Raw genomic sequence first — 12149 nt, 5'->3', positions numbered from 1 at the left:
CTGGAGTTGAGACTCATGGAGACAGCGATCAGGGCCGCGGGCCTGCGCAAGCGGTACGGCGACCACCAGGCGCTGAACGGGGTCGACCTGACCGTCCCCAAGGGCACCGTCCTCGGCGTGCTCGGCCCCAACGGGGCGGGCAAGACCACCACCGTCCGCATCCTCGCCACCCTCCTGGACGCCGACGAGGGCACCGCCGAGGTGGCCGGCTACGACGTGCGCACCCAGCGCCGCGACGTCCAGCGCAGCATCGGCCTCACCGGCCAGTACGCCGCCGTGGACGAGCAGTTGAGCGGCCGGGAGAACCTGCGCATGGTCGGCATGCTGCAGCGGCTCACCCGCCGCGCCGCCAACCGGCGGGCCACCGAACTGCTGGAGCGCTTCGAACTGGCCGAGGCCGGCGACCGGCGCTCCGGCACCTACTCCGGCGGCATGCGCCGCCGGCTCGACCTGGCCGCCAGCCTGGTCGCCGACCCGGCCGTGCTCTTCCTGGACGAGCCCACCACGGGCCTCGACCCGGCCAGCCGGCTCGCCCTGTGGGCGATGATCCGCGAGCAGGTCGCCGCCGGCGTCACCATCCTGCTCACCACCCAGTACCTCGAGGAGGCCGACCAACTCGCCGACCGCATCGTGGTGGTGGACTCCGGCCGGGTGATCGCCGAGGGCACCTCCGACGAGCTCAAGCGCAAGGTCGGCGGCGAACGCCTCGAGGTCCGCCCGGCCGACCCGGCGCAGCTGCCCGCCGCCATGGCGGTGCTGACCGCCCTGCACGGGGAGGATCCCGCGCTCTCCGAGGACGGGCGCTGCGCCTCCGTCCGGCTCTCCGCCGGGACGGCCGATCTGGCCGCCGCCGCAGCGGAGTTGGGACGGCGCGGGATCGAGGTCGTGGACTTCGCACTGCGCCGCCCGTCGCTGGACGAGGTGTTCCTCAACCTCACCGGCCAGAACCCCACCGGCCAGAACCCCACCGGCCAGGGCGCGGCCGCGAAGCCCGGGCCCGTCGCGGACGACACCCCCCAACCGCTCCTCGCCGCGCGCGAGGACCTCAAGGAACGGAGCCTGGCATGAGCGGCGCACTGGTCGACGGCACGGTCTGCGTCGAGCGGCACCTGCGGCACCTGGTCCGGATGCCCGGCAAGCTCGTCAGCGCGATCCTGCTGCCGATGGTCTTCGTGCTGCTGTTCGGCGTGCTGTTCGGCAGCGTGATCAACGTCCCCGGGGGCGGCTACCACGAGTTCATCATGGCCGGGATCTTCACCCAGGGTGTGATGACGGCGGTGCCCAACACGGCCGTCGGCGCCGTCGAGGACCTGCGCAACGGCCTGACCGACCGCTTCCGTTCGCTGCCGATGTCCGGCGGGGCCGTGCTCTTCGGCCGGACGGTGGGGGACACCGTGCTGCGCGGGCTCAGCTGCGCGGCGATGGCCGTGGTGGGCCTGCTGATCGGCTGGCGCACCCACACCGGGGTGCTGTCGGTGCTGGCCGGCTTCGGCCTGCTGCTGCTCTTCGGCTTCGTGATGGCCTGGATCGGCGCCCTGATCGGCCTGATGACCGGCAACGCCGAGACGGCCTCCTCGGTGCCCTCCGTGCTGCTGATGCCCGTGATGTTCCTGTCCAACGCCTACATCCCGCTGACGGGCCTGCCGCACTGGCTGGCCGTCGCGGCCGAGTGGAACCCGCTGAGCGCCGTGGTCGGCGCCTGCCGCGACCTGTGGGGCAACCCGCAGGCCGCCGCGAGCGACTCGTTCCCCGTCCAGCACCCGGTGGTGCTGAGCCTGGTCTGGATGGCCGCGCTGTTCGCCCTGGTGGCGCCGCTGGCCGTCCGCAGGTACCGCACCGCCGTCGCCCGTTGATCGACAACCCGAGAACTTCGAGGGGATGACCGATGACCGAACTGATGACCGAGATGATGACCGAGCCGATGCCCGACCTGGCGAGCGGCGCCACGGCCGGATCGGAGACCCCGCTCAACTACGGCAGCTACCTGGAGGTCCCGGCCCTGCTGGAGCTCCAGCACCCGCGCAGCGATGCGCACGACGAACTGCTCTTCATCGTCACGCACCAGGCGTTCGAGCTCTGGTTCGCCTGCGCGCTGCACGAGTTGGAGCAGGTGCGGGCCCTGATGGACGAGGGCCGCACGGGCCAGGCCCGATGGTGCCTGCGCCGGGTGCGCGAGATGGTCCGCCTCTGGGTCGCCCAGATGGACGTGCTGGGCACCATGACCCCCGAGGGCTTCAACGAGTTCCGCGGCGCGCTGGGGGAGTCCAGCGGCTTCCAGTCGGTGCAGTTCCGCGAGCTGGAGATGATCTCCGGCCTGCGCGAGCGCCGCTACCTGCTGCTGCCGGGCTCCACCACCGAGGAGCGCGAGCGCCTCGCCCGCCGCTTCGAGGAGCCCTCGCTGCGGGACGCCTTCACCGCACTGCTGGCCCGCAACGGGCTCAGCGCCGAGGAGCTGTTCGTCCCCGGCCTGGCCCCCGACGAGCTGCGCATGCTGGCCGAGGACCTGCTGGAGTACGACGCCGCCTTCCACCAGTGGCGCTACCGGCACTGGCTGCTGGTGGTGCGCGCGCTCAGCTCCCGCCCGGGCACCGGCGGCAGCGAGGGCGCGGACTTCCTGCGCAGGACGCTGGAGAAGTGGTTCTTCCCGGAGCTGCACGAGGCCCGCACCGGGGTGCACGACGTCCTGGTCGACAGCGCCGCCCCGGCCGGCACCTGCCCGCTCGGCTACGGCGCGGCCGCCTCCTAGCCGTTCGCAACGACAGAACAGGAGCGGGACCGTGGAGTTGGACCGACTGCTGCCGGTATGGGACCAGCGTGAGCGTCACCGGGTGGCCGTCGGCGAGGCGCCGGCGCCGGAGGTGATCGCGGCCGTCGAGGCCGTCCGCTGGCGCGACGTCCCGGTGTTCCACACGATCATGCTGTTCGGCACGCTGGGCGCCAAACGGGCCGAGTCCGGGCGCCCGTTCCTGGAGGCCATGGTCTCCGGCGGCTTCAGCGTGCTGCACCGCTCCCCGGACGAGCTGGTCATCGGCGCCGCCGCCCGCTCCTCCGGCGGCAGCGGAGTCGCCGAGCTCGGCGCCGAACCGGGCGCCGCCTTCCGGGACTTCGACGGGAGCGGCCACTACAAGGTGGCCTTCAACTTCCACTATGCGGACGGCGAACTCTCCACCGAGACCAGGGTGCTGAGCACCGACGCGGCCACCCGGCGCCGCTTCCAGCGGTACTGGCTGATGATCCGGGTCCCCAGCGGCCTGATCCGCCAGGAGTGGCTGCGCGCCGCCCGCCGCCGACTGGAGCGCGAGCGCGCGCAGCACCCGGACAGCCCCTCACTTCGGAAAGACGTGACATGACAGTCCTCAGCAGTACCGACCTCGCCCCCGACCCCACCTCCGTCGACCTGACGTCCGTCGACCTGTCCTCCGTCGACCTGACCGACCCGCGGACCTTCGTCGGCACCGACCTGTTCGCCCTCTGGCAGCGCTTCCGCACCGAGAGCCCCGTCCACCACCACGCCGCCACCGCGCAGCTGCCCGCCTTCTGGGCACTGACCAGGTACCGGGACGTGATGGCCGTCTACAAGGACAACCAGCGCTTCACCTCCGAGCGCGGCAACGTGCTCTCCACCCTCCTCCAGGGCGGCGACTCGGCCGGCGGCAAGATGCTCGCCGTCACCGACGGCGCCCGCCACCGGGCCATCCGCAACCTGATGCTGCGCTCCTTCTCGCCGCGCGCCCTCAAGCACGTGGTCGAGCAGGTCCGGCTGCGCACCACCGACCTGCTGACCCGGGCGATCGCCAAGGGCACCTTCGACTACGCCGCCGAGGTCGCCGAGCACATCCCGATGGGGACGATCTGCGACCTGATGGCCGTGCCCCCGCAGGACCGCCAGCGGCTGCTGGACTGGAACAAGCAGGTCCTCAGCGCCGACAGCGCGGACGGCACCGCCGAGGAGGCGTGGCTGGCCCGCAACGAGATCCTGCTCTACTTCTCCGACCTCGCCCGCGCCCGCCGCCGCAACCCCGGCGACGACGTGATCAGTGCCCTCGCCACCGGGGACGTCGACGGCGTCCCGCTGAGCGAGGAGGAGATCATCTTCAACTGCTACAGCCTCATCCTGGGCGGCGACGAGTCCAGCCGGATGGCCTCCATCGGCGCGGTCCTCGCCTTCGTCCAGCACCCGGACCAGTGGCGGGCGTTCAAGGAGGGCCGGGTCGGCCTGGAGACCACCGCGGAGGAGATCCTGCGCTGGACGACCCCGGCCATGCACTTCGGCCGGCGCGCCCTGGTGGACCAGGAGATCGACGGCCGGCGCATCGCCGCGGGGGACATCGTCACCCTCTGGAACACCTCCGCCAACTTCGACGGGACGGTCTTCGAGAACCCGCAGGTCTTCGACCTCGCCCGCACCCCCAACAAGCACGTCACCTTCGGCTACGGCCCGCACTTCTGCCTGGGCGCCTTCCTCGGCCGCGAGGAGCTGAAGGCCGTCCTGGACGGGCTGCGCGAGCAGGTCGCCTCGATCGAGCAGGCCGGCCCCGCCGAGCGCGTCTACTCCAACTTCCTCTTCGGCTACAGCACCGCGCCGGTGACCTTCCACCCGCAGGGCTGAGCCGCACGCAGGACCGAACCACCCGCACGCAACGGCGGCCGGGCCCTCGGGGAGAGGGCACCGGCCGCCGTCCACACACACGTCAACGAGCAGGAACACCAAACGGGGAGGACCACCGAGATGAGCGCCGCCGAGATGAACTCCACAGCCGAGGAGCAGGAGTTCTCCGAGGAGGACCAGCAGGCCATCATGGCCGCCTGGCAGCGGACCATCACCGGCCTGATCGAGCTCGCCTCCGCCGACGCGGCCCCGGACGACCCGCGCACGATCGCGGTGTTCGCCGACCACTACGCCTGGATGGCGACGTACTGGCCGGTCAGCCACGACGACTACGTCGAACTGGGCCGCTTCTACGCCGCCTACCCGGACTCGCGGGCCCGCTTCGAGGCCCACCGCCCGGGCCTGGCGGCGTTCGTCACCGAGGCCGTGGAGTGCTACGCCCGCGCGCGCAGCCCCCGGTAGTACTGGAAGAGCATCAGCGCGAAGAGCACGCCGCCGAGCAGGAAGAACCCCTCGACGATGCGGATCGACCAGACCGTGTAGTCCGAGGGGTTCGCCACGCCGTACACCTTCTCGTTGGTCTGCCCGGTGACGCTCGGCGGCAGGGTGCCGAGCACCCCGCGCACGAGCAGCAGCACGGCGCCGATCCAGGCGCTGACCGTCAGGGTCCACAGCGGCGCGGCCTCCCTCCAGCCCGGCACCACCCGCACGGCCGCGCCGACGCGGCCGACCGTGACGAGGGTGCGCTCGCGCCACACCGGGCGGACCAACGCCAGGGAGACGACCGCGCCCCAGGCGCACATCCCGACCACCACCAGGTCGTAGACCAGGAACCCGACGTTGTTGAACGACAGGTCGATGTTGTCGCCGTCGCCGAGGCCGACGTGCCCGCCCAGCGCCCAGTAGAGGTGGAAGACGCCGAACACGAGGGCCCACAGGGCGGTGGCGTGGGCGGCCCAGGTGGACGGGCGGCCGGCTTCGGCGGTCTGGTCGACTGTGGTCATCGGTACTCCAGGAATCAGACGGGGAAGGGGGGTTGTAGTAACTGACGGTCCGTCAGCGCTGGGCCCGGAAGATGGCGAACACCACCCGGAGCACCATCACGCTGCTGACCAGCAGCAGGTTGTAGCCGAGCACCTGGAACAGCTGGAGCGACTGCCCCAGCATCGGCCCGCCCGAGGTGCGCAGCAGCAGCACCCCGATCAGGCCGAGCGTCCCGCCGAGGAAGGTGAGCAGCACCTCGTGCACGAGGGTGCGGATGAAGCGGCGGTCGCGCTCGTCGGCCAGGAACCGCACCTGGACGCCGAGCCGGCCGTGTTCCAGCGAGTTGGTGATCCGCTCCAGCCGCCGCGGCATCCGGCGCAGCATCGGCGCCAGGGCGAGGGCCTCCTCGACGACGGTCTCGCCGAGGGACTTCGGGGTGAGCTTGCGCTGGAGCTGGGTCTTGGCGAAGCCCTTGGCCTGGGTGATGATGTCGAACCCGGGCACCAGGAGCTCCATCGAGCCCTCGAGGGTGGCCAGGGCGCGGAAGGCGGCGGCGATCTCGGGCGGGCAGCTGAGGCCGTGCCGGGCGACCAGGAGGAAGAGGTCGGCGAACATCTCGCGGTCGGGCTTGACGCCGGGGGTGAGGTGGCGGGCCATGAACCGGCCGAGGGCCCGTTCCAGTTTGGCCTCGTCGATCTCCTCGGCGCGGTCGACGAGTTCGAGCAGCGCGTCGCACAGGGCGACCGGGTCGCTGCGGTGGATGGCGAGCAGCAGGTTGCGCAGCGAGGCGCGAAGCATCCGGTCGACGCGGCCGACCGAGCCGAAGTCGAGCAGGCCCAGCGAGCCGTCGTCGAGCAGCATGATGTTGCCGGGGTGCGGGTCGGCGTGGAACACCCCGCCGAGCATGATCTGTTCGAGCATGCACTCCAGCAACTGCTGGGCCAGCGCGTCCCGTTCGGTGGCGTCGCTGGGCAGGGCGCTCCCGGCGGAGCCGAGGGTGACCCCGTCCATCCAGGCGAGGACCAGCACCCGCTGGGAGGAGTACTCCTCGTGCACCTCGGACAGCCGCACGTGGGCGGTGGCGGTCGAACTCTCGGCCCCGGCGCGGACGGCGGCCGTGTTGCGGGCCTCGACGCGGAAGTCCAGCTCCTCGTGCAGGGAGCGGGCGAAGCCCTCGGCGAGTTCCATGGCGCCGACGGTGCGGCCCCACTCGGTGTGCTCGTCGAGTTTGCGGCAGATCCGGAAGAGGATGTCGAGGTCGCGCTCGACGGTGGCCTTGGCGCCCGGCCGCTGCACCTTGACCACCACCCGTTCGCCGGAGTGGAGTTCGGCGCCGTGCACCTGGGCGATGGAGCCGGCGGCCAGGGGTTCCCGGTCGAAGGCGGCGAACACCTCGGAGGGCGCGCGGCCCAGTTCATCGGTGAGCACCTGCTCGATCTCGGCCCAGGGCTCGGGGGCGACCTGGTGCTGCAGCCGGGTCAGTTCCTCGACGAACTCGGGCGGCAGCAGGTCGTAGCGGGTGGAGAGCAGCTGGCCCATCTTGACGAAGGTCGCCCCGGCCTCCTCCAGCGCCAGGCGCAGCGAGAGCGCCAACTGCGCCCGCTCGGCCGAAGCCTGGGGCCCGGCGGCCCGGCTGCGCCCGCGCAGCCAGCGGCCGAGCCCGTGGCGCACCGCGATGCGGCTGAGCTCGGTGTAGCGGTGGGTGCGGGCGAGGCGGCGGCGGATGGCCTGCGGCCAGCGCACCACGCCGGAGATCTTGCCGCTGGGCAGCACGACCTCGGCGAGGGCGAGGAAGGCCATGGAGACGAACACGGCGCAGCTGATCTGGACGGTGAACAGGGCGCTCTTGCGGGCGTCGCCCATGGCCTGGCCGATCAGCGCCGCCGCGCCGAGTCCGGCCAGTCCGGCCAGCAGCGCGCGGGTGCGGCCTATCCGGAGGCCGAGCAGGCGGCGGGCGCCGGCGGAGAGGACGGCGATGGTGGCGAGGAGGATGACGAAGGACACGACCAGGAACAGGGCGAGTTGCATGAGTGGCGGGCGGCCCGCTCCCGGTGTGGTGGCGGGTGGGGGCCGCGCCTCCTTTCGTGCGTCGGGCGGGCTCTGGGCAGGGGAGTGGACACCCCACGTGGTGCCGCCCCCGATGCCCCATCATTCACCGGACGGGCCATCGGGGGTCGGTCTTCGGACCGTCAGCCGACGGTCTCGTACCGGGGTTGCGCCACGGGCGGCTGCTCCGGGGTGGCGCCGCGCCCGGGCCACCAGGCGCGGCGGCCGAGCAGGGCGGTGACGGCGGGCACCAGGAACAGGGCCATCACGAAGGCGGTCAGCAGGATGCCGAAGGCGACGGCGAAGCCCATCTGCTGGAGCATGGAGTTCCCGGCGAGCATCAGCACGCCGAAGGTCCCGGCGAGGATGACGGCGGCGGAGGCCATGGTCGGCGCGGACTGGGCGACGGCCAGGCGGACGGCCTCACGGGGGTCGCGGCCGTGGCCGACCTCCTCGCGCAGCCGGGCGACCATCAGGATGTTGTAGTCGGTGCCGATCGCCACCACGAACAGGTAGACGATGACCGGCAGGGTGAACAGCAGGCCGTGTTCGCCCTTGACGCTCTGGAACAGCCAGACGGTGGCGCCGAGGGTGGCGGTGAAGCCGAGGCCCACGGAGAGCATCAGGTACCAGGGGGCGACGGCGCTGCGCAGCAGCAGCCCGAGGATGAGCATGATGGCGATGCCGGCCACGGGGAAGACCACCGTGTAGTCGTGGTCGACGGCGTCGCGCACATCGGCCAGGACGGCGGTGGTGCCGCCGACCAGCGCCTGGGTGCCCTGCGGGGCCCCGCGGTGGGCGGTGTCGCGCAGTGTGCCGTCGACGAGGTCGATGGCCTGCTCGGTGACGGGGTTGTACTTGAGGATCACGCTGAACTGGGCGACGGTGCCGTCCGGGTTGGGCACGGCGGTGGAGACCTGGTCGACGCCCTCGACGCCGGTGAGCGTGCGGCGGAAGCCGTCCAGGGCGCCCGGGTCGAGCTTGCCGCCGGTGGTGCTGCGCAGGTAGACGGTGCTGGGATCCGTCTGCCCGGCGGAGAAGCCGTTCTGGAGGTCCTTCATGGCCTGGACGGACTCGAGGTTCTTGGGCAGCGAACTGCCGGTGTCGAACTCGGCCTTGAAGCCGAGCGCGCCGAGCGCCAGTACCACCAGCAGCCCGCCGGAGACGCCGGCCACCAGGGCGGGGCGGCGGGCGGTGAGCGCGCCGACCTTGCCCGCCAGCGCGTTCTTCGGCTCACGGCGCCACGCCTTGGACGGCCAGAAGGCGGCCCGGCCGAGCAGCGCGAACACGGCGGGCACCAGGGTGAGCGCGGCGAGCAGGCTGACACCGACGGAGATCGCCAGCGCCGGGCCCATGGCGCGCAGCATGCCCATGGTGGAGAGGGTGAGCGCGAGGAAGGCGACGATGACGGCGCCCGCGGCGGAGGTGATGGTCTCGCCGACGCGTGCGACGGCCTGGGCCATCGCCTCGCGCGGCTCCTGCCCGGCCCGCAGGAACTCCCGGTAGCGGAACAGCAGGAAGAGCAGGTAGTCGGTGCCGACGCCGAACAGCACCACGATCATGATGGTGGAGACGGAGTTGTCGGCCTGGAGCCCGGCCACCTCGGCGAGGGTGGAGATCAGTCCGGAGGCGACCATGAAGACCACCATGATCATCACGACCGGCAGCACGGCGATCAGCGGGCTGCGGAAGATGGCGCCGAGCAGGACGACGATCAGCAGCAGCGTGGCCATCATGATCATCGCGTCGGTGTCGCCCGAGGACTCCTTGGAGTCCAGGGCGGAGGCCGCCTGGCCCGTCACCCCGAACTTCAGCGACGTCCCGGCGACCAGCGACTTCGCGTCCGCGCGCAGCGACTTGACGTTCTCGCTCAGCTTCTCGTCGTACGCGTCCTTGGTGGTGGCGACGATGTCGGCCAGTGCGATCCGGCCGTCCGGCGAGACGGCCTCGGGGGAAGCCTCCACCTTCCTGACCTTCTCGTAGCCCTTGCCCTGCAGGGCGGCCGCGACCTTCGCCACGTCCTCCTTGTCGCCCGCGCCCAGTGGGGCGCCGTCGGTGCGCTGGAAGACGATGACGGCGGCCGGCTGCTCGTGCTGGGGGAACGACTGCTGCTCGATCTTCGAGACCTGGACCGACTCGTAGTGCGAGGGCAGGAACTCCGCCTGGTCACTGGTCGACTTGAGGGCCGGGGCCGCCACCGCCAGGGCTATCGCGGCGATCAGCCACACGGCGATCACGAGCCAGGGGCGACCAACGGCTAACCGTCCGATCCGCGCGAACAATTGACACTCCATCCTTTTCGGTCGGCGATCCGTCGATCGCCGAGAACCGTCATTCGCCGCCGTTTCGAGCGCGTTGTTCGAGGGGGTCGGACGAACTGTTGAACGCGGGACGACAATTGGCAGGCGAACTCCGTCCGGGTCTGCCAGCATCGCACCTCGCAGGGGGTGCGGACGGTGACGGCCGGGCGACGGAGCGAATGCTGTCCGGTAGCTGACACGGCAAAGATCGGGGGCGGCCGGGCCCCCTCGCGCCATTGTCGGCGTGGCACCATCGGGACACACCCGCAGCGGATTCCTCGCGGTGGCGGCCGACACGTTCCTAGAGTCGGCCGCTGAGCCCCCGCCGGGGGCGCCAAGCCGGAGGGAGTGATTCCCGTGCCGATCCCAGCGTCCACCATGCAGGACCGGATCACCGAGCTGCGGAGCCTCAAGGACGACGTCCTCAGCGGCCAGGAGCGGGCCACCGCAGCACAGCACAGCAAGGGCAAGCTGACCGTCCGCGAGCGGCTCGACCTGCTCTTCGACGAGGGCAGCTTCACCGAGATCGAGGGCCTGCGCCGCCACCGCGCCACCGGCTTCGGCCTCGAGGCCAGGAAGCCGCACACCGACGGTGTCGTGACGGGCTGGGGCACCGTGCACGGGCGTCGGGTCTTCGCCTACGCCCACGACTTCCGGATCTTCGGCGGCGCACTCGGCGAGGCCCACGCCCAGAAGATCCACAAGCTGATGGACCTGGCCATCGCGGCCGGAGCACCCCTGGTCAGCCTCAACGACGGTGCGGGCGCCCGCATCCAGGAGGGCGTCTCGGCGCTCGCCGGCTACGGCGGCATCTTCCAGCGCAACACCCGCGCCTCCGGTGTCATCCCGCAGATCTCCGTGATGCTCGGCCCCTGCGCCGGCGGCGCGGCCTACTCCCCGGCGCTGACGGACTTCGTCTTCATGGTCCGCGAGACCTCCCAGATGTTCATCACCGGCCCCGACGTCGTCCAGGCCGTGACCGGGGAGAAGGTCACCCAGAACGGCCTCGGCGGAGCCGACGTGCACGCCGAGCTCTCCGGCGTCGCCCACTTCGCCTACGACGACGAGCGCACCTGCCTGGAGGAGGTCCGCTACCTGCTCTCCCTGCTGCCCGCCAACAACCGCGAGGCACCCCCCGCCGCCCCCGGCGGCGACCCGGCCGACCGCCGCTGCGAAGCCCTGCTCGACCTGGTGCCCGTCGACGGCAACCGCCCGTACGACATGCGCAAGGTCATCGAGGAGATCGCCGACAACGGCGAGTACCTGGAGGTCCACGAGCGCTGGGCGACCAGCGTGATCTGCGCCCTCACCCGGCTCGACGGACGGCTCGCGGGCGTCGTCGCCAACCAGCCGCAGTCCTTCGCCGGAGTCCTGGACATCCACTCCTCCGAGAAGGCCGCGCGCTTCGTCCAGATGTGCGACGCCTTCAACATCCCGATCGTCACCCTCGTCGACGTGCCCGGCTTCCTGCCCGGCGTCGACCAGGAGCACCACGGCATCATCCGCCACGGCGCCAAACTGCTCTACGCCTACTGCAACGCCACCGTCCCCCGCGTCCAGGTCATCCTGCGCAAGGCGTACGGCGGCGCCTACATCGTCATGGACTCCCGCTCCATCGGCGCCGACCTCTCCTACGCCTGGCCCACCAACGAGATCGCCGTCATGGGCGCCGAGGGCGCCGCCAACGTCGTCTTCCGCCGCGAGATCGCCGCCTCCGACACCCCCGAGGCCACCCGCGCGCAGCTCGTCAAGGAGTACACCGCCGAACTGATGCACCCCTACTACGCCGCCGAACGCGGCCTCGTGGACGACGTCATCGACCCGGCCGACACCCGCCGCGTGCTGATCGACGCCCTCGACATGCTCGCCGCCAAACACGCCCTGCTGCCCGCCCGCAAGCACGGCAACCCGCCGCTGTGAGCGCCGACCCCGTGAGCGCGGCCCCTGTGAGCGCCGACCCTCTGAGCGCCGACCCCGTGGGTGCCGACCCGGCCGCGCCCGGTGCCCTGCTGCGGGTGCTGCGCGGAGCCCCCTCGCCCGAGGAACTCGCCGCGCTCACCGCCGTCCTGACGGCCCTGGCCGCCCGGGCGGGGCAGGCCGGGAGCCCGGCCCGCGACCGTACGGCCGGCTGGCAGCGGGTGCGCCCCGGCGACATCCGCCCGGGGTCGTGGATGTCCCCTAGCTGACCCGCCGCCATCAGGCAAGGCGAA

11 protein-coding genes are annotated in these 12149 nt (G+C 71.8%); 8 read left to right on the top strand and 3 right to left on the bottom strand.

The features are described from left to right. Positions 1-15: 15 nt before the first annotated feature. The 6 genes from IH61_RS0132220 (at position 16) to IH61_RS0132195 (ending at position 5071) form a co-directional block, all read left to right on the top strand. Complete coding sequence (locus IH61_RS0132220) at positions 16-1068, top strand: daunorubicin resistance protein DrrA family ABC transporter ATP-binding protein (protein WP_031076389.1); 1053 nt, start codon at positions 16-18, stop codon at positions 1066-1068. After that, on the top strand, positions 1065-1853 hold the full coding sequence (locus IH61_RS0132215) for an ABC transporter permease (protein ID WP_031076387.1): 789 nt from the start codon (positions 1065-1067) through the stop codon (positions 1851-1853). The genes IH61_RS0132220 and IH61_RS0132215 overlap by 4 nt, the downstream gene beginning before the upstream one ends. A 32-nt stretch (positions 1854-1885) precedes the next feature. Beyond that, a complete protein-coding gene (locus IH61_RS0132210) occupies positions 1886-2746 on the top strand; it encodes a tryptophan 2,3-dioxygenase (RefSeq protein ID WP_051838451.1) in 861 nt (286 codons plus the stop codon). Between the two features lie 31 nt (positions 2747-2777). Further along, a complete protein-coding gene (locus IH61_RS0132205) occupies positions 2778-3350 on the top strand; it encodes a hypothetical protein (RefSeq protein ID WP_051838450.1) in 573 nt (190 codons plus the stop codon). After that, complete coding sequence (locus IH61_RS0132200) at positions 3347-4609, top strand: cytochrome P450 (protein WP_078911563.1); 1263 nt, start codon at positions 3347-3349, stop codon at positions 4607-4609. Before IH61_RS0132205 ends, IH61_RS0132200 begins: the two co-directional genes overlap by 4 nt. Before the next feature lie 120 nt (positions 4610-4729). Next, positions 4730-5071 (top strand): TipAS antibiotic-recognition domain-containing protein, encoded by a 342-nt coding sequence (locus tag IH61_RS0132195; protein ID WP_031076379.1) that lies wholly within the window; start codon positions 4730-4732, stop codon positions 5069-5071. On the opposite strand, the gene IH61_RS43440 is transcribed toward IH61_RS0132195, so the two are convergent. From IH61_RS43440 to IH61_RS0132180, 3 genes are all read right to left on the bottom strand, one after another. Further along, entirely contained in the window at positions 5044-5613 is a 570-nt protein-coding gene (locus IH61_RS43440; protein ID WP_031076377.1) for a DUF3995 domain-containing protein, read from the bottom strand. The genes IH61_RS0132195 and IH61_RS43440 overlap by 28 nt on opposite strands. Before the next feature lie 52 nt (positions 5614-5665). Then, a complete protein-coding gene (locus tag IH61_RS0132185) occupies positions 5666-7621 on the bottom strand; it encodes an ABC1 kinase family protein (protein ID WP_031076375.1) in 1956 nt (651 codons plus the stop codon). A 161-nt stretch (positions 7622-7782) separates the two neighbouring features. Next, positions 7783-9921 (bottom strand): MMPL family transporter, encoded by a 2139-nt coding sequence (locus IH61_RS0132180; protein WP_078911562.1) that lies wholly within the window; start codon positions 9919-9921, stop codon positions 7783-7785. A 396-nt stretch (positions 9922-10317) separates the two neighbouring features. Between IH61_RS0132180 and IH61_RS0132175 the strand changes: the two genes are divergently transcribed. Together IH61_RS0132175 and IH61_RS0132170 are read left to right on the top strand one after the other, a co-directional pair. Beyond that, the gene (locus tag IH61_RS0132175) at positions 10318-11859 is read left to right on the top strand and encodes an acyl-CoA carboxylase subunit beta (RefSeq protein ID WP_051838448.1); all 1542 of its coding nucleotides are present in this window, start codon (positions 10318-10320) and stop codon (positions 11857-11859) included. Positions 11860-11885: 26 nt separating this feature from the next. After that, complete coding sequence (locus IH61_RS0132170) at positions 11886-12125, top strand: acyl-CoA carboxylase subunit epsilon (protein WP_158845522.1); 240 nt, start codon at positions 11886-11888, stop codon at positions 12123-12125. Positions 12126-12149 lie beyond the last annotated feature (24 nt).

The organism is Streptomyces sp. NRRL WC-3742 (assembly GCF_000720635.1).
Classification (GTDB): domain Bacteria; phylum Actinomycetota; class Actinomycetes; order Streptomycetales; family Streptomycetaceae; genus Kitasatospora.
The sequence above is the reverse complement of the archived record's forward strand: the minus strand, read 5'-3'. Positions and strand labels throughout refer to the sequence as shown.